Source organism: Streptomyces halobius (assembly GCF_023277745.1).
In the GTDB taxonomy this organism is placed as follows: Bacteria; Actinomycetota; Actinomycetes; order Streptomycetales; family Streptomycetaceae; genus Streptomyces; species Streptomyces halobius.
The window spans coordinates 1278746-1298594 of sequence record NZ_CP086322.1 but is presented as its reverse complement, the minus strand read 5'-3'; the positions used below and the strand labels follow the sequence as shown (position 1 = coordinate 1298594).

Sequence of the window (19849 nt, the reverse complement as noted above, 5' to 3'; positions counted from 1 at the left end):
GACCACTCGATGCCCAACACCACCCCCACCGATCAAGCCCTCGACCAGGCCATCCACGCTGTCCCGGCCGAGCAGTTCCACGGCGTCGACGGCCGGGCCGTACGCCCCTGCACACCTGCCGCTGTCACCCACCGCCACCTGCGCATGCTCGACGTCCACCCAGGTGCGAACGTCATGGACATCGGCATCGGCTCCGGCCTCTCCGCCGCACTCCTCGCCCAACTGGCCGGCCCCGAAGGACGAGTCACGGCCGTCGAGATCGATCCCGCCCTCGCCAGGCGGGCCGAGGCGCTCTACGCCGAGTACGGCCACCAGGTCGCCGTGGTTGTCGGCGACGGTCTCCTCGGATATCCGCAGAACGGCCCGTACGACCGCATCCTCGTCGGCACCACCCCACCGGCCATCCCCGACGCCTGGCTCCAGCAACTGAAGCCCGGGGGCACCCTCCTCAGCGGCGTACGCATCGCTGACCTGCCGGGCGCCTACGCGATCGCCCGCATTACGGTCGACGACAAGCACCAGCCACACCAAGTCGAGATCCACCACGGCGGATACACCCCCATGGTCGCCCCCGCCCCCGCGGACACCGCCTCCCGCGCTGTCGATACACAGCAGCCCGACTGCTCACTCACGCCCCTCAGCGATCAGGATCCCAGCACCATCGAACGCCTCCTCGCCGCTCTGCGCGACGCGTCCCACACCGAGCCCACACCCGCACAGCACGCCGACTACTTCCACCTAAAGAACTGGCTCATCGCCACCGAACCCGCCGGCCTGCTCGAAGCGACCATCGACCACGGCACCGGCATCGGCCTCGGCTCCCTCTCCCCGAACGGCACCGCTCACGTGGCCATCGCCACCGACGAGCACCTCATCGCCGACCACATCGAGTCCTCGGCCCTCGAAGTCCTCCACGCTTTGATCCACCAGTGGCGGGAAGCGGGGTCCCCCCGCACCCACGAACTCCCAGCACGGCTCACCCGCGACACCGACGTCTGGCAAGCTCGGGTCAGTCGCTCCTAGATCGCGACTCACGCCCCGCTGCGCAGAGCGCAGGTTCGGTGCCTGCGCTCCGGTCGCAGCCTGACCAGCGCGAACAGCCGCTTCCGTGGTTGCAGTTTTGGTTGCATTCACGCTCGTCCAGCACCGTTCACAAGCCTTCCCAGCAACCGCTCCACTACAGGTCAGGACGCCCCTGGCCACTCCCGGACAGTCGGACGAACATTTGGAAAGCGTGTTGGGGCTTCACAACGTAGTCACACGCCGTGCTGTGCAACAGCCCCCGCGACTGACCATGACCGACGGCAAGTCCAGAGACACGGAAGGAGATCCCGTGACAGAGCGGGAAACGGCGATCCGTGCCGTGGCGCAGCTCGCTGACTACGTGCATTGGGTACGGGAGTGGCCCGACAAGCCGACCTGGCGCGACCGGCTCCGCCGATGGGCTTACCCCGAGTTCTACCGATTCGACCGGACCGCCACCCCGCCGCGACCCTGGGTCGACCGGCCAGCTGGGGCCTATGAGCGGATAGGTTGGCGCATCCGAGCGGCATACTTCGGATCCGACCTGGCTTTCGAGGTCGAGTACGTGGTCTGCGATCTGTGCGAGATCGGCTGGGTGGAATCGCCTCACTCCTATGAGGGCTACACGCGCTGCGGCCTTGCCTCAGCCGCTCTCCGGTCTCTGCGCCGCGCCTATCCCGGAGTCCAGTGGCACACGGGGGCGGGCACTTCCGCGAGTCCAAGCCCTTCTGGAATTCCGTTAGCGCGGACGTTCCCGGGGGCTACACCCAGCAGGAAAGGTGTCATCACGTGGAACCGTGGCGAGCGCAGTGAGCGTGAGCACGACCTCGCGCCAGGGCGTAGAAAGGGCCTCTGATGAAGCAGTCTGGTGACGCGGGCTGCACCACAAGTGCACCAGAACGAGCGGGGAACAGCGGGGAATCACGGTGAGAAGGCAGCAGCGTCCGACGAGGCCGTGAACCAGCCGTTCGCCCAGATCAGCGCCCAAACCAGCCGCAAATGATCGCAGCTTCCCAAGCTCAGTAGCTGTTGTCGTTCCGATCTTGAGGGATGTGGGTCGAACGGGAGTCTCGATCGGGTGATCGCAGCTGGCCGCGGGCATGAGAACAGGGCCTCTTGGTAGCTCGGGGTTGCGAAGCCAACCGAGATCCAGGAGACCCTGTTGCGGCAGTTGTACGTGCTCGCGCCGGTGCGGTTCAACTCGGCTGCACCGACGTGTGATTGTGTCGCTCACCGGTTCGGGAATGCGGCTGATCACCCGGAACGTGTTCGGCGGTATCCCTCGGACATGACGGACGCGGAGTGGGCCGTGGCCCGGCCGCTGCTGCCGGTGCCGGGCTGGCTGCGTGGTCGTGGCGGCCGGCCGGAGGCGTACTGCCACCGGGCGATGCTCGATGCGATCCGCTACCTGGTGGACAACGGCATCAAGTGGCGGTCGATGCCCGGGGATTTCCCGCCGTGGGACCGGGTATACGCGTTCTTCCGCCGCTGGCGTGACCATGGCCTGGTCAAGGAGTTCCACGACCGGCTGCGCGGACAGGTCCGCGAGAAGCTGGGTCGGGATACGGAACCGACGGCCGGGGTGATCGACTCGCAGTCGGTCAAGGCAGATGCCGTCGTCGGGTCGGAGAGCCGTGGCTTTGACGGCGGCAAGCTGGTCAACGGGCGCAAGCGGCACGTCGTGGTCGACACCCTCGGCCTGCTGCTCGCGGTGATGGTCACCGCCGCGGACACCGGCGACCGCACCGCCGCCCAGGTCCTGCTCAGGCAGGTGACCGACGCGCATCACCGCCTGGCCCTCATCTGGGCCGACGGCGGCTACACCGGCAGCCTCGTCGAGCACTGCCTGGCCGCGTTCGCCCTGGTCCTGGCGATCGTCAAACGCAGCGACGACATGCGCGGTTTCGTGGTGCTGCCCAAGCGGTGGATCGTCGAGCGGTTCTTCGCCCACCTGATGCGCAGTCGCCGCCTGGTCCGTGACTTCGAACGCCGCACCACCAGCGCCGAGGCGATGGTCTACTGGTCGATGATCCTGCTCATGACCGCCGCTTGGCCCGGCCCCATGCTGCGCGAGGGTGAACCGGCCCGGCGCTGGCTCGGCAAGCCAGCCGCGGGCCACCAGCCGCGTCGCCTTCGACCGCAGTGCCTCCACCTTGGCCGGCGCCACGTCCAGGCCGAACAAGGCGGCCATCTCCTGGCAGGTCAAGGGGCCTTGACCAAGGCGGTGCCGGTCCGCGAGGAGTCGCAGGATGCGCTGGTAGTCCACCGACAGCGCCGACCAGGCCAGTCCCTCGCACCACACCGGCACCTGCGACTTCGGCTTCGCCGGCCCTGCCGCTGACAGCGAGGACGGCGCGGTCGGTGATATGGCCTAACGCCATGAGGCGGTCGCAGTCCTCGCCCAGCGCGATGGCCGGGATGCCGTACAGCGTGTCGAAGCCTTCCTCGGTGGTGCCGGACAGCGTGAAGGTCTGGCCAGGGTGGGCTTCGGTGAATGCGGTCATGGTGATTCGGTCTCCTTGAGGAGTGGGGTGGTGGGCGGCCCCGTGGTGCCGCCCACCACGGGACGGGTGAGAGGCAGGCCCTCGGCTTCGAGGGCCTGCTGCCAGTCGCTGAACATCGCTACGCGGCCGCCTTGGTGGACAGCGCGGCCTTGGGGATCGCCATGTTGTGCACCTGCCGGGCCGGGGTCATCGGTTCCCTCCACGGCTCGTACGGGGCGGGCCGGGTGGGGATGAGCTCCAGCTCCAGGCGGGCCATCACCTGGTCGCGGACGGTGGGCGGGGCGAGACGGGCCGCGCGCTGTTTCTCTTGCTGGCGGCGGTCCTCTTCGGCGACGACGCCGACCCAGTCGGCCCCGAGGCGCCGTTCAAGGCTCTTGCGCAGGGTGGTCCGCTGCCGGGCAGTGGTCGCCACCCACACGCCGGTTGGGTCATCTCCTTGTTGGCCAGGGCCCACTTGAGGCAGCCGGTGACGATCGGGCAGCCGGAGCAGGCGAGCTTGGCCTTGGCGAGGGCCTTCTCTCGCTCGGTGCGGTCGGTGACGTCCTCGATGGCGAACAGCTTCGGGTGGTCCTGGCAACGGGTCGGGGTGTCGGTACGGGGGAAGGGAATCCGGTTGTCGGCGACCACGGACGGGGTGTTCGGGGTGCCGGTACGCAGACCGCTCATGACGGGGCCTCCGTGAGGAGTGGGGCAAGGTCGGGCAGCTGGACAAGGACCTGATCGAAGACCGCGAGCGGTACGCGCCACGGCCCGAGCTGTCCGCCGCAGGGCACCGGCAGCGGCAGCGCGTGGACGTCGTCCAGGTCCAGGTGGAAGCGCTCGGGGTGCGCCCAGGGGCTGCACGCCTCGCCGGTGTCGGTGTGGGCGCCAGTGATGCGGACGATGCCGAGGACCGCGCGGGTGCGTAGCTCGTGCCCGCGGATCCTGCGAGCCACGAGCGGGTCGCGCAGCGCGGCGCGGTCGATCTCGGCTCCGGCGTGCAGCAGGCGCCAACCGGACGCCCATGCGCGGGGCCGGTTTTCCACGCGTTTGTCGCCGTGGAGGATGCAGGCCGTCCAGGGTTGCTTGATGGCGATGCCGCGGATGGAGTCCGGGGCGGAGAGCTTCGGTGTCACGCGGCGGCTCCGAGGCTTTTTGGTGCCTGGCCGTCCGGCGCGCCGGCCGTTGGTGGACGGCACGGTGGCGGGGGAGTGGTCGGCGTGCGGCTGACCGCAGGGCTCGCTGCCGGTCAACGGCGGGTACGGGGCGAGGCGTGTGGTCATTGGGAGCCGCCTTCCAGGAGTGCCTCGATCGGCTGCCAGGTGTCGAGCTGGTAGCGGCTGGGGCGTCATTGCGTCTCCCGCGAGCCGCGGACGTAGTCGATGGCGGTGGCGACGTAGTTGGTGTCCATGAGGCTGCCGGCGGCGTCGATCCGGTCGCGCAGCTTGTCCAGTTGCGCCCATGCCCGCCTTAGTTGCTGAGCGAGCCACTCGGTGTCGGCGGGGCAGAGGCGAGGAACTCCCCGAGGGGGATCCGTACGTCGCCGCTGGTGCCGAGGATGGCGATGGGCTGGCCGTCGGCGTCCTCGATGAGACCGGGGTCGCAGACCCGCTGCCGCCAGCCGTCGGGGACGGCCTTCAGCCTGGTCTCGATGGCGGTCAAGCGGTCGGTGTCGTGACGTCCGGCGGCCAGGAAGTTGTTGACCCGGCGGACCTCCTCTTCGGTGGACAGCTTGGCGATGCGCTGCTCGCCGTCGGATAACCCGGCGTGGTGCAGGGCTTCGCGGGCGAGCTGCCAGTCCGTCCAACCAGGGATAGCGCCGGTTTCACGGAAGGTCATCGCACGCTCCCGACGGTTTCGTGGAGCGCCTGCAGGGCGTGGTCGTCGGCCTCCTGGTCAACGTCATCGAAGCCGCCATGCACGGTGCAGACGATGTCCTCGCTGGTGTTCAACTCGCCGGTGAGCGCCCGGTGGAGGCAGCTGATGCTGTAGGCCGGCGCCCACGCGTAGCCGCAGCACTCCGGGTCGAACGGGCAGGGCACCATGACGTCGAAGCCGACGTCGCCCTCGCCGTCGACGTTCGTGCGCAGGGCGAGGGTGAGGTACAGCTGTCCGAGGCGGATCTCCGCGACCCGGTCGCCGCCCGCGACGTCGGAGCCGTCCTTCCACTGCCACATGGGAAGGATCTCGGGGCCGAAGACGCGGCGGACCAGGAGCAGGTCCCCCCGGCCGTCACCGCCGTCCAGCCCGAGGTCGGCTTCGCGGGCCTCGCTCAGGCGCCGAAGGAACGGCTCCAGGCGGTTGAGGCCCCCAGCGAAGAAGGCCTCGTTGAAGCCCTGCGCCCGCAGCGACTGGATCGAGTGGACCATCTGCTTGTACTGCGCGCGGACCGTGTCACCGGGAACGGTTCGGTTGTCCGGGCGCGGGATCTGGCGCGCCAGGCACACGTCTTCCGATGTCGCCACGATCACCGCAATGGCAGGCATGCCGTGGCGCTTGGCGGCGGCGATCAGCGGGTCCCTGGCGTCGCTGCTCACGTTGGCGTCGATGACCGTGTTGAGGCGGCGGGCCATCCTGCGGTCCACGAGCCAGTGGAGGGCATCGACGGCGTCGGTGGTGGCTTCCTGGCACCCTTCGTCGTCGCTCACCCAACCGCGCAGGGTGTCCAGCGAGAGGACCTGAGAGGCGGGCCAGGTACTGGCCAGCGTCGTCTTACCGGCCCCGGAGGCGCCGATCAGCACGATCAGCGCGTTCTCCGGCAACTGCGGGCACAGCGAAATCGGCGAGGTCATAGGGGATCTCCTTGCGGGTTGAGGGCGGAAGTGAAGGGAGTGGGTTGGGTCGGCTACAGGTAGGCGCCGTTGAGCAGTACGTCGTGGGTGCCGCGTGGTGCTGCGGTGTCTGGGCACGTGCGGCGCGATCGAGGTCGCGCATGGTGGAGCCGTGGGCTACGTGGTCGGGAGCTGTTGACTCGGTGTCGGCTGGCTGGTCCTGTTCGATCGGCTTGAGGGTGAATGTCCCTGCCTCGGCGCCTGCTCGGCGCACGGTTCCTGTGAGCGTCTCCTCATCGAGGTGTATGTCGACGGTGCGCGCCCGCGCGCCGTGGGGCGGTCGCTTTCAAGGCGACGGCGTCTGCCTGTTCCGCCATCCGGCCGGGTCGGCTATGCCGGTTCGGGATGCGCAGCGATCACCTCCCGCACCGCGCGCACCGATGGCGCCTCGTGCGTTGCCGGGTTCTGCGGGGTGCGGGCCAAGATCCGGCCGAAGAGGCGGAGCTTTCCGGGCGGGCAGTCGCGGGAGTGCCAGGTGAGCTCGTAGATCCACATGTCGCTGCGTGCGTACTCAAGCTCGCCGGGCGCAGCGCGGCGGCCGATCTTCAGGTGCACGGACACGTCGCCGTCGTAGCCCGGCGCCGGCCAGTGAACGAGGGCCTGCCAGCCGTGTGCTTCGGCGTGGGCTACGAGCTGCGCTGCCGCGGTGGGCAGGGTGTAGCCGTCCGGCGGTGTGGCGCGGATCGCGCGCAGCCGGGCGTACACCTGCTGCAGGCGGGCTTCTTGTTCGGGGCTGCGGTCCGGCAGATTGAGGAGGCGGCGGTACTCGTAGGAGAGCCGGTCGTACTCCTGAGCCGGGGTCTCGGCTGCGGTGGTCACACTGCCTCACCCCCGACGACGGCAGCCGCGGGACGACGTTTGCCGCGCAGCAGGTTGCACAGTGCGCCGGCCGAGTAGCCGGTTTCAGCGGCCAGTTCGCGTAGCGTCGCGCCCTCGGCGCGCCGGTCGCGGAGCGCTTCCAGGTCCTGCTCGGTCAGGAGGCGGCGCCCGCGGTAGTGGCCGGAGCGGGCCAGCACCCGCTTGTCGCGGGCCGGACGCCGCGGCGTCTCGTGCTCGTGCCACAGGGCGGCGACCGCGAGGCGGGCTTTGTGGAGGCGCGCGGCGTGGGTCGGCATCCCGACGCCGAGGCTGTCCGCGGCGGCCTGGTGGTCGCCGGTGAGGGCGAGCGCGGTGACAGCTTGCTGCTGCAGCGGGGTGAGCAGCGGCCAGATCTGCGCCAGGGCTACAGCTTCGACGAGTCGTTCGTCCCACGGGACGCGGCCGGTGTGCTGCCAGTAGCGCAGGAACCCGGGCAGCGCACCGGACCCAGCGGCGAGGTTGCGCGGGTCGTAGCCGCGGTGGTGCATCTCGGTCTCGACGTGCCGGTTGGAGGCGCGCAGCCCGATGCGGACCAGATCGCGGGCGGTCGGCGGGGTGTCGGTGGTGAGGAGGTGCTCGGTGATGGCGTAGAGCACGGCGTCGTACCGCTCATCGGCGTCGCCCTCGTTCCAGCGGTCCAGGACGATGGCGATGCGAGCGGCCTGTTCGATATTGCGCAAGGTGAAGCCGTGGGCAATCGGCCGGGGTGAGGCCGTGCGGCAGTACGCCGCCTGCCTCCAGGTTCTCGGCACGTTTGGGCAGGGGGCAGCTGACCGTGTCGTGGCCCCCGAAGATCAGTGAATTCAGCGGGGTCAGGCCGGAGTCCGTGAAGGGGGGTGTCTCGGTCACCATGCCTGTTGCCGGATGCAGACCCGCGGCCACCGCCGCGCATCCCGCCACGACCGTGGTGGCGACGGAACCCCGTGCGCCGATCAGCCAGACTCCGAGTGAGGGCCCAAGAGCCGAGGCCGACGCCGAGGCCACAGCCGAAGCGGATGCGGCGGGCACAGATGTGGACACGGCTGCCTCCAGAAGAGAGAGGAAGGGGGAAGAGACAGGGCAAGACGGCGGGCGGAGATCCGGCGTCCCCCGCCCGCCGCCGATCAGTCGCCCGCTGTGGGCGAAGTGGCCGGAGCAGGCAGTTCCTTCACGCGGATGTCGCGGAAGGAGACCTGGTCCTCGGATCCGTGGTTCTGGATGCCGATATACGATGGTGCCGGGGGAGTCCTTGGCGGCGATGGCGGTCCACTGTCGGCGGGCGATCACGTCGTCCAGGAGGTCGAGGTCCTCCCAGTAGGAGACGGCGGCCGACGTCGCGCCGAGGTCGGAGTGCTCGAAGCCGGTTCCGATCCCCTCGGCGTTCGACTTAGCCTTGAGCAGCGGAATGCGGGGGGCGGTGGCCGGGGTGTACTCCTTGCCGGTGGTCGGCGGCGCCGAGGTGCTGCCGGACGACGGGCTCGGGGACGCCTTCGCGTCGGACTGGGCGGGCTTATCGCCGCCGTCGAGCGTCGTGACGGCGATCCTGCCGACTGGCGCCATTGGGTCACCCAGAACACCGAGCGCGCGACCCTCTACACCAACGGCGGGGAGCCGCCCCGGGCCCCGGAGCCGCAGCGCGAGCACGAGACCGGCGTCTTCGACAGCGAGGAGCCGGGCAAGGTCGAAGCCCGCGTTCGTCAGGAAGCGGCCGGCCGCACGGTCGAGGACGTAGGAGACATAGAACTCGGTGTCGATGTCCACGGGTTGGGCCAGCATCACCTGATGGACGGTGTGGCCCTTGATGTCCATGCCCAGGATCTGGCGGGCGGTCAGTTCGGCGGCGGCCGGGTCGGCGGCGAGTTTGACTTCGCCTGCCTTGCCGCGGCCGCCGGTCTTCACCTGGGCCTTGACGACCACATGGCCGCCGAGCCGTTCCGCGATCGTGCGTGCCGCCTTGGCCGAGTCCGCCACCGCAGCCTTCGGCACCAACACACCGTATTCCTCGAAGAGTTCCCTTGCCTGGTACTCGAACAGGTCCATCTCGGCTCCTGACTCAAAAGTGCCGCACGCCCCCTGGACACCACTCACCGGGGGCGCCGGTCACCGCGACGGCGAGGAAGACATACGCGGCGAGCGTGCCGAGGCCGATGAGGACCGGGCGGGCGCCGTCGGTGAACGGCACCGCGGCGGACAGGGTGCCGGTGTGCCCCTCGGCGACCTTCACCCAGATGTGCAGGCCGAGGAAGCCCAGCCCGGCGACGCCGGTGCCGCGGTGCACGGCCTGGGCGAGCAGCCGGTGGCCCGTGTGCAGCACCATGCGGTCGGTGGCGGCCAGGCCCCACAGCACCGTGACGGACAGCGAGACCAGCGCCAGCACGCCGGCGCCGAAGTCCAGGAAGACCATGGTGGTGTTCATCGCGCCGGAGTGCAGGGTGACGGCGAGGAAGAGCAGCAGCGCCGCCGGAAGTGCCGGACGGAGCAGGGGGGTTCGGGTGAAGCCGCCGCCCGGTGCCCGGTCCGGCACCCGTGGCGGCGGGCCGGGTTTCTCTCTCGGGCACCGGGGACGGGGCCCGGGCGGCGAGGGCCGGGCGCGGTGCGCGTGCCGGCTCTGCAAACGGGGTGCGGACATCGAACCTCCCGGTGGGGGCAGCGGGATGGGTGAACCGAATTTCGATGAAATCTCCCGGCGGCGGTATTTGCGCCGCGGCTTTTGTTGGGGTGACCACCGGTAACTGTCAACATTCCGTGACCGGGTGGATACTCAGGGCCGTTAAACCGGATGAGCAAAAGCATCACCGAACGCCCTCTAAATTTCCTAAGGTTTATCGCGCTGTGACAAATTCCTGCACCGGCATCGCGGTCGCACTGACTGTCGATGATGCCGACTCAGGCGCAGGGGTGGTGTCAAGCCCTGCCCCAGCCGCATCCCGCCAGTGCGGGATAACAAGGTTCATACAGTATTCGTCGACTGTATGCAATCTGTCGAGACGCCACCCGAGCGCCCCCGAGACCAGCAGCAACACCCGAGCGCAGCACCCGAAGAGCACCTCGTGAGAGCACTCCAACTCCCCTACGAAGGGACAGGACTTCGCCATGCCCGACGACAGCAGCGAAAAGAACCAAGGCCTCATCTCCGGTGGGCATCTGGTCGCCAAGGCCCTCAAGGCCGAGGGGGTAGAGGTCATCTACACCCTGTGCGGCGGCCACATCATCGATATCTACGACGGCTGCGTCGACGAAGGCATCGAAGTCGTCGACGTACGCCACGAACAGGTCGCCGCCCACGCCGCCGACGGTTACGCCCGCATCACCGGCAAGCCCGGATGTGCCGTCGTCACCGCGGGCCCGGGCACCACCGATGCCGTCACCGGCGTCGCCAACGCCTTCCGCGCCGAATCACCCATGCTGCTCATCGGCGGCCAAGGCGCCCACACCCAGCACAAGATGGGCTCACTCCAGGACCTGCCGCACGTCGACATGATGACGCCCATCACCAAGTTCGCCTCGACCGTGCCGGACACGGCGCGCGCCGCGGACATGGTCTCCATGGCGTTCCGCGAGTGCTACCACGGCGCTCCCGGGCCCTCCTTCCTGGAGATTCCGCGCGATGTCCTCGACGCCAAGGTGCCGGTGGAGCAGGCACGCGTACCGCAGTCCGGGCACTACCGTGCCTCCACCCGCACCGCCGGTGACCCCGAGGCCATCGAGAAGCTCGCCGACCTCCTTGTGCACGCCGAGAAGCCGGCCATCCTGCTCGGCAGCCAGGTATGGACAACACGCGGCACCGAGGCGGCCACCCAGCTGGTCCGCACCCTGAATGTGCCCGCCTATATGAACGGGGCCGGACGCGGCACCCTGCCGCCCGGCGACCCGCATCACTTCCAACTGTCCCGGCGGTACGCCTTCTCCAACGCTGATGTGATCGTGATCGTCGGTACTCCTTTCGACTTCCGGATGGGATACGGCAAGCGCCTCTCGCCGGACGCGACCGTGGTGCAGATCGACCTGGACTACCGGACCGTGGGCAGGAACCGGGACATCGACCTGGGAATCGTGGGCGATGCCGGACTGATCCTGAAGTCCGTGACCGAAGCCGCATCGGGACACGTTTCTAATGGACTCAGTAACGGAGGTGCCTCCAAGCGCAAGGAATGGCTGGACGAGCTGCGCGCCGTCGAACAGACCGCCATCGAGAAGCGACTGCCCAACCTGCGTTCGGACGCCTCCCCCATTCATCCGTACCGCCTGGTCACCGAGATCAACGACTTCCTCACCGAGGACTCGATCTATATCGGCGACGGCGGCGACATCGTCACCTTCTCCGGTCAGGTCGTACAGCCCAAGGCACCCGGCCACTGGATGGACCCCGGCCCCCTCGGCACCCTCGGCGTCGGCATCCCCTTCGTCCTGGCCGCCAAGCAGGCACGGCCGGACAAGGAGGTCGTGGCGCTCTTCGGCGACGGCGCCTTCAGCCTGACCGGCTGGGACTTCGAAACTCTCGTCCGCTACAACCTCCCCTTCGTCGGGATCGTCGGCAACAACTCGTCCATGAACCAGATCCGTTACGGCCAGAAGGCCAAGTACGGCGATGAGCGCGAACGCGTCGGCAACACCCTCGGCGATGTCCACTACGACAAGTTCGCCCAAATGCTCGGCGGTTACGGCGAGGAGGTCCGCGACCCCGCCGATATCGGTCCCGCACTGCAGCGCGCCCGGGAGTCGGGCAAGCCGTCGCTCATCAACGTCTGGGTCGACCCGGACGCGTACGCCCCCGGAACCATGAACCAGACCATGTACAAGTAAGGGATCGCTGAGGTGACTGCCATGACCAAGGCTCTCGAAGGCATTCGCGTCCTCGATATGACGCACGTCCAGTCAGGGCCCTCCGCGACCCAGCTGCTCGCCTGGCTCGGCGCGGATGTCGTCAAGCTCGAGGCACCGACCGGTGACATCACCCGCAAGCAGCTGCGCGATCTGCCGGACGTCGACTCGCTCTACTTCACGATGCTCAACTGCAACAAGCGGAGCATCACCCTCAACACCAAGACCGAACGCGGCAAGGAGATCCTCACCGAGCTGATCCGGCGCTCGGACGTCATGGTCGAGAACTTCGGCCCGGGAGCCGTGGACCGGATGGGGTTCACCTGGGAACGCATCCAGGAGATCAATCCGCGTATCGTCTATGCCTCCATCAAGGGTTTTGGGGAAGGTCCGTACACCAACTTCAAGGCCTACGAGGTCGTGGCGCAGGCCATGGGCGGGTCGATGTCGACCACGGGCTTCGAGGACGGGCCACCGCTGGCCACCGGGGCGCAGATCGGGGACTCGGGCACGGGCATCCACGCCGTGGCGGGGATTCTCGCGGCGCTGTTCCAGCGGGAGAACACCGGGCGTGGTCAGCGGGTCAATGTGGCCATGCAGCATGCTGTGCTCAACCTCTGTCGGGTGAAGCTGCGCGATCAGCAGCGCCTGGCCCATGGCCCGCTCGCTGAATATCCCAACGAGGACTTCGGCGATGAAGTTCCCCGTTCGGGAAACGCGTCCGGCGGCGGTCAGCCCGGCTGGGCGGTGAAGTGCGCACCGGGCGGCCCGAACGACTATGTGTACGTCATCGTCCAACCGGTCGGCTGGAAGCCCCTTTCGGAGCTGATCGGCCGGCCCGAACTGGCCGAGGACCCCGAGTGGGCGACCCCCGAGTCCCGGCTGCCCAAGCTCGGCAAGATGTTCCAGCTGATCGAGGAGTGGTCGTCGACGCTCCCGAAGTGGGAAGTCCTGGAACAGCTCAACTCCCGCAACATCCCATGCGGCCCGATCCTGTCGACGAAGGAGATCGTCGAGGACGCCTCGCTCGCCGCCAACGAGATGGTCGTGAAGGTGCCCCACCCGGAGCGCGGCGAGTTCACCACGGTCGGCAGCCCGCTCAAGCTCTCCGACTCCCCCGTGGACGTGTCCAGCTCGCCGCTGCTCGGTGAGCACAACGAAGAGGTGTATGTCGGCGAGCTCGGCCTCGGTGACGAGGAGCTGCGCCTGCTCAAGTCGAACGGAGTGATCTGAGTGATGGCAGAGGACCGCTCGCGGACGGTGCGGACGCTGCTCGATGCCGTACGGGCCGATGGCCGCACCGCGCTCACCGCGCCCGAGGGCAAAGTGATCGCGGACGCGTACGGCATCGCCGTGCCCGGTGAGGAACTGGCCGGCGATGTCGACCAGGCGGTCGCGCACGCGGCCCGCTTCGACGGGCCCGTCGTCCTCAAGATCGTCTCCCCGGACATCCTGCACAAGACCGATGCCGGTGGAGTCGTGGTCGGGGTGCAGGGCGCCACGGATGTGCGGGCCGCTTTCCACTCCATCATCGACAACGCGCGCGCCTACGCCCCCGGGGCCCGGATCGAGGGGGTGCAGGTGCAGCAGCTCCTGCCCTCCGGCCAGGAGGTCATCGTCGGTGCGGTCACCGATCCGACCTTCGGGAAGGTGGTGGCCTTCGGCCTCGGCGGCGTACTCGTGGAAGTACTCAAGGACGTGACCTTCCGGCTCGCGCCGGTCGACGCGGACGAGGCGCTCTCGATGCTCGACTCGATCCGGGCGGCCGAGATCCTGCGCGGTGTGCGCGGGGCTCCCGCGGTGGACCGGCGGGCGCTCGCCGAGCAGATCCGCCGGATCTCCGAACTGGTCACCGACTTCCCGGAGATCGCCGAGGTGGACCTCAACCCGGTGATCGCCACACCGGAGGGCGCGCTTGCGGCGGACATCCGCGTGATTCTCTCCTCGGAACCGGCGCAGGAGCGGCGCACCTACAGCCGCACTGAGATCCTCCGGTCCATGCGCCGGCTGATGCAGCCGCGCTCGGTCGCCGTGATCGGGGCCTCCAACGAGCAGGGCAAGATCGGCAATTCGGTTATGCGCAACCTCATCGTCGGCGGCTTCTCGGGAGAGATCCATCCCGTGAACCCCAAGGCCGATGACATTCTCGGCCGCAAGGCGTACAAGAGTGCCACGGACGTTCCCGGTGAGGTGGATGTGGCGGTCTTCGCGATCCCCGCCAAGTTCGTGGCCTCGGCACTCGAGGAGGTGGGACGCAAGGGGATTCCCAACGCGGTGCTCATCCCCTCCGGGTTCGCGGAGACCGGCGAACACCAGCTGCAGGCCGAGATCGTGGCCATTGGTGAGCGGTACGGCGTACGCATCCTTGGCCCGAACATCTACGGCTACTACTCGACCTGGCAGGATCTCTGCGCCACCTTCTGCACGCCGTACGACGTCAAGGGCGGGGTGGCGCTCACATCCCAGTCGGGCGGCATCGGCATGGCGATCCTCGGCTTCGCACGCGCCACGAAGACGGGCGTCTCCGCGATCGTCGGGCTCGGCAACAAGTCGGACCTGGACGAGGACGATCTGCTGACCTGGTTCGATGAGGACCCCAACACCCAGTGCATCGCCATGCACCTGGAGGATCTCAAGGACGGCAGGGCCTTTGTGGCCGCGGCCCGGGAGACCGTGCCGAAGAAGCCCGTGGTGGTGCTGAAGGCGGGACGCACCGCGGCGGGCGCCAAGGCCGCCGGGTCGCATACGGGGGCCCTCGCGGGCGACGACGCCGTGTACGACGACATCCTCCGGCAGGCCGGTGTGATCCGGGCGCCCGGGCTCCACGAGATGCTGGAGTACGCGCGTGCCCTGCCGGTACTGCCCACCCCGAAGGGCGACAACGTCGTCATCATCACCGGTGCCGGTGGTTCCGGTGTGCTCCTCTCGGACGCGGTGACCGACAACGGCCTCTCCCTGATGGAGATTCCGGGGGATCTGGACGCCGCCTTCCGGAAGTTCATCCCTCCCTTTGGGGCGGCGGGGAACCCGGTGGACATCACGGGTGGGGAGCCGCCGTCGACGTACGAGGCGACGATCCGGCTCGGCCTGGAGGACCCGCGGATCCACTCCCTGGTCCTTGGCTACTGGCACACCATCGTCACCCCACCAATGGTGTTCGCCGAGCTCACCGCGCGCGTAGTGGCCGAATTCCGGGAGCGGGGCATCGAGAAGCCGGTGGTGGCCTCGCTCGCGGGCGACGTCGAGGTCGAAGAGGCGTGCTCCTATCTCTTCGAGCGAGGCGTCGTGGCGTACCCGTACACGACCGAGCGGCCCGTCGCGGTCCTCTGCGCCAAGTACCGCTGGGCACGGGCGGCGAAGCTGCTGTGAACGCACCGGGCCTGTCGCGACGGACCGCTCGGCGGTGGTCGATGAGGGGGTGAGGCGAAGGGGGCGGCCGGCGGTGCGCGCCGGCCGCCCCCAGGGACCCGAGCGCACACGAAAGGAATTGGACAGGGGGCGCTGGCCAGGTCTTACGACGCAAGGGGTGCTAAGGAAACGTGGCAACCACCGATATACCAACATCCGTTCCCTATCGGGAACTGACGGACAGCAACGGTCGTATGTATCGGGTCGGCGAGACCGACGTCGACATCATGGGCCGCAAGCGCAAGTGGATGGTCATCCTGCCGTGGGTGGGCATGATGGGCATCAGCTCGGCCGAGTACGCATTCGCCTCCGCCGAGGAAACCCTGCACACCGCGCATCACTGGAGCAGTCTGCACATCTTCTGGATGCTCGGGGTGTGGGTCTTCTTCCAGGCGGCGGTCGCCTTCCCTGCGGGCAAGCTGCGCGAAAGCGGAAGGCTTCCGGCCCGCTGGGCGATGATGTACGGCGCGCTCGGCACACTGCTGGGCTATCTCTCATTGGCGTACGCGCCGCATGTGATCGTCGCCTATCTGGGCTTCGGCATGTTCAGCGGTATGGGCGCCGGCATGGTGTACGCGACCTGCGTGAACATGGTCGGCAAGTGGTATCCGGAGCGGAAGGGCGGTAAGACCGGCTTCGTCAACGGCGGCTTCGCCTATGGCTCCGTGCCGTTCGTGTTCATCTTCACCGGTTACATGGATCTGACGAACTTCCGGTGGGTCCTTGTCGCCGTCGGCGTCTTCCTCGCGGCGATGGTGGCCGTCGCCGGGTTCTTCTTCAGGGATCCGCCGAAGAACTGGTGGCCGGCCGATGTGGACCCGCTGCGTCCGCCGGACGACCCGCGGGCTCGGCGCGCCCTGTTGAAGAACCCTCCCGCCGTGAAGCAGTACACCCCCAAGGAAGCCTGGCAGACAGGTCGGGTCGCGCTGATGTGGTTCTGTCTGCTGTGCACCTCGGGCGTGAATATCTTCGGTATCGCCTTCCAGGTGGAGATCGGCCAGGAGGCCGGCTTCGCGGGCGGCATCGTGGCCACCGCCATGTCCCTCAAGGCCATCGTCAACGGCACGGGACGAGGCGTCATCGGCTGGCTGTCGGATCGCTATGGACGCAAGCAGTGCCTGATCTTCGTCTGTATCGTCCTGGGCCTTTCCCAGTACGGCATTCTGTGGTCCGCGGGCATGGCGAGCCTGCCGCTGTTCCTGCTGTTCTCCAGCATTTCCGGATTCGGCGGAGGCGCCATCTTCCCGATGTTCGCGGCCATGACGTCGGACTACTTCGGTGAGAACAACAACGCCTCCAACTACGGTCTGGTCTACAGCTCCAAGCTGGTCTCGGGGCTCTTCGGGTCCGGGCTCGGCGCTCTGGTCGTGAGCAACTGGGGCCACACCGGGGCGTTCACCCTGGCCGGTTCCACTTCGCTGCTCGCCGGGTTCGTGGCGCTGTTTCTCACCCAGCCCGGCAGGCCCAGGTCCAAGGGCATCAAGCCCAACCCGCAGCCCATCAGCCGGGATGCCGTGTGACGCGCTGACCGCGAGCGCGACACATACGAAGGGACCGTCCGGGACTGACCCGGACGGTCCCTTCGCTATCGCTCCCTACCTATGTGGCGACGGCCACCGAACTCGACGCTCCCGTAGGGGTGTCATCGGTCGCGCAGCGAGTGGAGGTGCTCGCTCGACTTACGGGCGAAGGTGAACGACTCCTCCGGGTTGTCGCGCTCGGCCTGCCAATGGTGGTACCGGCGGCCGGTCTCGGTCCGGCGCGTGACCTTCGAGATGAAGTTCTTGTAGTCGATGTCGCCGTCGCCGACGTCGACCATCCGGTAGCCGTCCCGGGCACTCTCGTCGTGTTCGCCGTCCTTGACGTGGAACAGCGGGTAGCGGTGCGGCTGCTTGAGTACGTAGTCGAGCGGGTCGAAGGGGGCGGGGGTGCCGTCGACTCGCTTGGAGAAGCGGAACTGTCCTGCGTACGCCCAGTAGATGTCCATCTCCAGGTGGCGTCTGCTCGGCCTGTCCGCCGGTGGTCGGTGCTGTCCGGCCGGCCTGGTCGTGGCCATGCTTGGTCTCGTCCGCAGGGGCCAGCACCTCACCCACCCGCGAGCGGGCGATGGCCCATTCCTTCCAGTCCTGCTCGGCCAGGGCCAGCTCGGCCTGGACCCGGTCAGCCTCCTCCCGCAGCTCGTCCACCCGACGGCGAGCGGCGAGCTCGCGCTGTTCCAGCAGCCCCACGACTGACGGCATCCACAACCTCCACCGGAGCGACGACACGACAGCCCACCACTCCCACGGGATCGCCGACCCTATGCCCGACCAGCGAAAACGCAGTCCTCAAGTCCGGAAAGGCAACGGCTTCTCAGAGCGCGGGTTCGATTCCCGTCACCGCTCCATAGTTGAGGCCCAGGTCAGAGACCTGGGCCTTGGTTGTTGTCCAGGCACGCGCTCAGCGAGACGGCGTGACCAGCCCCATCTCATAGGCGGTGATCACGAGCTGGACCCGGTCCCGGGCGCCCAGTTTGGTGAACAGCCGTGACACGTGCGACTTGGCGGTGGCCACCGTGATGAAGAGGTCCTCCGCGATCTCGGTGTTCGTCCGGCCGCGTCCGACCAGGGTCAGGACTTCCCGTTCCCGTTCGGTGATGCCCTCGACCGGACGTGGGGAGCGCTCCGGGGCAGCCCCGGGGCGCTCGACGAAGTCCGCGATCAGACGGCGTGTCACACCCGGCGCGATCAGTGCGTCGCCGGCGGCGACCACGCGGATCGCCGCGAGGATGTCGTCCAGGGCCATGTCCTTGACCACGAAGCCGCTCGCGCCGGCCCGGAGCGCGCCGTAGATGTGGTCGTCCTCGTCGAAGGTGGTCAGGACGAGGACGCGGGTCGTTGCCGGACCGTCGGTGATCAGGCGAGTGGCCTCGATCCCGTCCATGCCGGGCATCCGGATATCCATCACCACGACGTCGGGGCTGACATCTCTGACCAGTTGGACCGCCTCGGCGCCGGTGGCGGCTTCACCGATGACCTCCAGGTCGGGGTGATCGGCCATGATCACGCGCAGACCGGACCGCACCAATGGCTGGTCGTCGGCGAGCAGGACACGTACGGGACTGTCGGTCATCGGGCCTCCACCGGAACCCCGACGGGTTCGGGCAGCGGCAGCCGCGCGGCTACCCGGAAGCCGCCCTCGGGACGCGGCTCAGCGCTGAGTTGGCCGTGCAGCAGGCCGACCCGCTCCCGCATGCCTACGAGGCCGAAGCCGTGGGCCGAGCCGTTCTCGATGGCGCCGCGCCCGTCGTCGACGACCTCCACGGACAGCTCCTCGTCCCCGTAGTCGATGGCCACCTGGCAGCGCCCGGTGCCCGCGTGGCGGACCACGTTGGTCAGCGCCTCCTGCACGATCCGGTAGGCGGACAGGTCGATGTCGGCCGGCAAAGGGCGCTGCTCCCCGCTGCGGCGTACGTCGACGCGTACCCCCGCGTCCGCCGTCGCCGCCGCCAGCCGTTCGATGTCCGCCAGACCCGGCGAGGGTGCCAGCGGCGCCTGCCCCGAGGCCGCCGCGCCCAGGTCAGCCTGACGGAGCGCCACCAGTGTGCGCCGAAGGCCCGACAGGGTCTCTCTGCTGGTGGCCTCGATGGCTCGCAGTGCCTCGCGTGCCTCCGCAGGCTGCGTCTGGATGACCCGGCTGCCCACCCCGGCCTGGATGGCAATGATGCCGATGCTGTGCGCGACCATGTCGTGCAGCTCCCGTGCGATCCGCAGCCGTTCGGCGGTCACGGCCTCGGCCACCTCCTGCGAACGCAGCGCCACCGCGTGCTCGCGGCGCTCGCGACTGAGCAGACCGACCATGCAGGATGCGGCCATCGCCAAGAGGGCGATCACGCCGTTGACGGTCAGGTTGTCCCCGTGCGCGAAGACGCCGATAACCAAGAGCTGCGCGACGAAAGATACGGCCCCGGCGACGATCGAAGCTCGCCGCGTGCAGGTGGCGACAATGAAGCTCAGGACGAGGTCCGCCGCCAGATACGACAGAAACTGACCCTGATACGACACCGCCAGGCTCGCGTGGACGGAGCCCGGGGTGCCCACCACCACGGCGGTGGAGCCGAAGAGCGTCATCGCCAGAGCCAGCAGCGGCGTCCGTCGCAGCACACCGGCGAGCAGGCTCACAGCCAGCAGTGACCCGACCGCGTGGACCGTGCCCGAAGCCCGCGTCGCACCCCCCACCAGCAGACCCAGCATGAAGAGGTACAGGACACCCCCCGCCCAGGCCATGACCTTTGTTCTCGTCATCGGCGGTGTGCCCTTTCGAGTGGGCGGCCGCAATGCGCAACGCGCGCAGGCAACGGTGTGGTCGGTGTGGCGTCCATGCCGCGACACTAACCAGCTGCCACTCGCGCGGCATCGGCCCGGGGACGTACGCCCGCGGGCTAACCCGGCCGCGCGATTGCCGCCC

At 68.5% G+C, this 19849-nt stretch carries 15 protein-coding genes and 5 pseudogenes; 6 read left to right on the top strand and 14 right to left on the bottom strand.

Going from position 1 to position 19849, the window contains the following annotated elements:
- Positions 1 to 9: 9 nt before the first annotated feature.
- Together K9S39_RS06285 and K9S39_RS06280 are read left to right on the top strand one after the other, a co-directional pair.
- Positions 10 to 1023 carry a protein-L-isoaspartate O-methyltransferase family protein gene (locus tag K9S39_RS06285; protein ID WP_248862339.1) on the top strand — a complete coding sequence of 338 codons (1014 nt, stop codon included), beginning with the start codon at positions 10 to 12 and terminating at the stop codon, positions 1021 to 1023.
- Positions 1024 to 2311: 1288 nt separating this feature from the next.
- Positions 2312 to 3102 (top strand): annotated as a pseudogene (locus K9S39_RS06280) (IS5 family transposase).
- Here K9S39_RS06280 and K9S39_RS06275 read toward each other — a convergent pair.
- The 10 genes and pseudogenes from K9S39_RS06275 to K9S39_RS06235 all read right to left on the bottom strand — a co-directional run.
- A pseudogene (locus tag K9S39_RS06275) lies at positions 3065 to 3364 on the bottom strand (hypothetical protein); the annotation flags it as partial. The pseudogenes K9S39_RS06280 and K9S39_RS06275 sit on opposite strands and share 38 nt — an antisense overlap.
- 281 nt (positions 3365 to 3645) lie before the next feature.
- Positions 3646 to 3939 (bottom strand): hypothetical protein, encoded by a 294-nt coding sequence (locus tag K9S39_RS06270; protein WP_248861839.1) that lies wholly within the window; start codon positions 3937 to 3939, stop codon positions 3646 to 3648.
- Between the two features lie 74 nt (positions 3940 to 4013).
- A pseudogene (locus K9S39_RS42810) lies at positions 4014 to 4193 on the bottom strand (WhiB family transcriptional regulator); the annotation flags it as partial.
- Positions 4190 to 4789 (bottom strand): ASCH domain-containing protein, encoded by a 600-nt coding sequence (locus K9S39_RS06265; RefSeq protein ID WP_406707864.1) that lies wholly within the window; start codon positions 4787 to 4789, stop codon positions 4190 to 4192. The pseudogene K9S39_RS42810 and the gene K9S39_RS06265, both read right to left, overlap by 4 nt.
- A gap of 187 nt (positions 4790 to 4976) precedes the next feature.
- Positions 4977 to 5345, bottom strand: coding sequence for a hypothetical protein (locus tag K9S39_RS06260; protein ID WP_248861838.1), 369 nt, complete (start codon positions 5343 to 5345; stop codon positions 4977 to 4979).
- Positions 5342 to 6298, bottom strand: coding sequence for an ATP-binding protein (locus tag K9S39_RS06255; RefSeq protein ID WP_248861837.1), 957 nt, complete (start codon positions 6296 to 6298; stop codon positions 5342 to 5344). The genes K9S39_RS06260 and K9S39_RS06255 overlap by 4 nt, the downstream gene beginning before the upstream one ends.
- A 369-nt stretch (positions 6299 to 6667) precedes the next feature.
- Positions 6668 to 7156 (bottom strand): hypothetical protein, encoded by a 489-nt coding sequence (locus K9S39_RS06250; protein ID WP_248861836.1) that lies wholly within the window; start codon positions 7154 to 7156, stop codon positions 6668 to 6670.
- Positions 7153 to 7875 carry a helix-turn-helix domain-containing protein gene (locus tag K9S39_RS06245; protein WP_248861835.1) on the bottom strand — a complete coding sequence of 241 codons (723 nt, stop codon included), beginning with the start codon at positions 7873 to 7875 and terminating at the stop codon, positions 7153 to 7155. Before K9S39_RS06245 ends, K9S39_RS06250 begins: the two co-directional genes overlap by 4 nt.
- A complete protein-coding gene (locus K9S39_RS42805; RefSeq protein WP_248861834.1) occupies positions 7805 to 9214 on the bottom strand; it encodes an ATP-grasp domain-containing protein in 1410 nt (469 codons plus the stop codon). Before K9S39_RS42805 ends, K9S39_RS06245 begins: the two co-directional genes overlap by 71 nt.
- Before the next feature lie 13 nt (positions 9215 to 9227).
- Positions 9228 to 9698: a hypothetical protein gene (locus K9S39_RS06235; protein WP_248861833.1), complete on the bottom strand. Its 471-nt coding sequence runs from the start codon at positions 9696 to 9698 to the stop codon at positions 9228 to 9230.
- 569 nt (positions 9699 to 10267) lie between these two features.
- Here K9S39_RS06235 and K9S39_RS06230 point away from each other — a divergent pair.
- From K9S39_RS06230 to K9S39_RS06215, 4 genes are all read left to right on the top strand, one after another.
- Entirely contained in the window at positions 10268 to 11977 is a 1710-nt protein-coding gene (locus K9S39_RS06230; protein ID WP_248861832.1) for a thiamine pyrophosphate-binding protein, read from the top strand.
- A gap of 21 nt (positions 11978 to 11998) precedes the next feature.
- Positions 11999 to 13228 (top strand): formyl-CoA transferase, encoded by a 1230-nt coding sequence (gene frc / locus K9S39_RS06225; protein WP_248861831.1) that lies wholly within the window; start codon positions 11999 to 12001, stop codon positions 13226 to 13228.
- A 3-nt stretch (positions 13229 to 13231) separates the two neighbouring features.
- On the top strand, positions 13232 to 15364 hold the full coding sequence (locus K9S39_RS06220) for an acetate--CoA ligase family protein (protein WP_248861830.1): 2133 nt from the start codon (positions 13232 to 13234) through the stop codon (positions 15362 to 15364).
- A gap of 170 nt (positions 15365 to 15534) precedes the next feature.
- On the top strand, positions 15535 to 16923 hold the full coding sequence (locus tag K9S39_RS06215) for an OFA family MFS transporter (protein WP_248861829.1): 1389 nt from the start codon (positions 15535 to 15537) through the stop codon (positions 16921 to 16923).
- 122 nt (positions 16924 to 17045) lie between these two features.
- Here the strand turns inward: K9S39_RS06215 and K9S39_RS06210 are convergent.
- The 4 genes and pseudogenes from K9S39_RS06210 to K9S39_RS06195 form a co-directional block, all read right to left on the bottom strand.
- Positions 17046 to 17411 (bottom strand): annotated as a pseudogene (locus tag K9S39_RS06210) (sugar phosphate isomerase/epimerase); the annotation flags it as partial.
- Positions 17395 to 17643, bottom strand: a pseudogene (locus tag K9S39_RS42800) (hypothetical protein); the annotation flags it as partial. The pseudogenes K9S39_RS42800 and K9S39_RS06210, both read right to left, overlap by 17 nt.
- 199 nt (positions 17644 to 17842) lie before the next feature.
- Entirely contained in the window at positions 17843 to 18514 is a 672-nt protein-coding gene (locus tag K9S39_RS06200) for a response regulator (protein ID WP_248862338.1), read from the bottom strand.
- Positions 18511 to 19686, bottom strand: a complete 1176-nt coding sequence (locus K9S39_RS06195; RefSeq protein ID WP_248862337.1) for an ATP-binding protein — start codon at positions 19684 to 19686, stop codon at positions 18511 to 18513. The genes K9S39_RS06200 and K9S39_RS06195 overlap by 4 nt, the downstream gene beginning before the upstream one ends.
- Positions 19687 to 19849 lie beyond the last annotated feature (163 nt).

Bases quoted from the DNA above. Each gene is read 5' to 3' on its own strand.
- K9S39_RS06285 (WP_248862339.1), top strand. From the start codon at position 10: ATGCCCAACACCACCCCCACCGATCAAGCCCTCGACCAGGCCATCCAC.
- K9S39_RS06265 (WP_406707864.1), bottom strand. From the start codon at position 4,789: ATGACCACACGCCTCGCCCCGTACCCGCCGTTGACCGGCAGCGAGCCC.
- K9S39_RS06260 (WP_248861838.1), bottom strand. From the start codon at position 5,345: ATGACCTTCCGTGAAACCGGCGCTATCCCTGGTTGGACGGACTGGCAG.
- K9S39_RS06255 (WP_248861837.1), bottom strand. From the start codon at position 6,298: ATGACCTCGCCGATTTCGCTGTGCCCGCAGTTGCCGGAGAACGCGCTG.
- K9S39_RS42805 (WP_248861834.1), bottom strand. From the start codon at position 9,214: ATGGACCTGTTCGAGTACCAGGCAAGGGAACTCTTCGAGGAATACGGT.
- K9S39_RS06230 (WP_248861832.1), top strand. From the start codon at position 10,268: ATGCCCGACGACAGCAGCGAAAAGAACCAAGGCCTCATCTCCGGTGGG.
- frc (WP_248861831.1), top strand. From the start codon at position 11,999: ATGACCAAGGCTCTCGAAGGCATTCGCGTCCTCGATATGACGCACGTC.
- K9S39_RS06220 (WP_248861830.1), top strand. From the start codon at position 13,232: ATGGCAGAGGACCGCTCGCGGACGGTGCGGACGCTGCTCGATGCCGTA.
- K9S39_RS06200 (WP_248862338.1), bottom strand. From the start codon at position 18,514: ATGACCGACAGTCCCGTACGTGTCCTGCTCGCCGACGACCAGCCATTG.
- K9S39_RS06195 (WP_248862337.1), bottom strand. From the start codon at position 19,686: ATGACGAGAACAAAGGTCATGGCCTGGGCGGGGGGTGTCCTGTACCTC.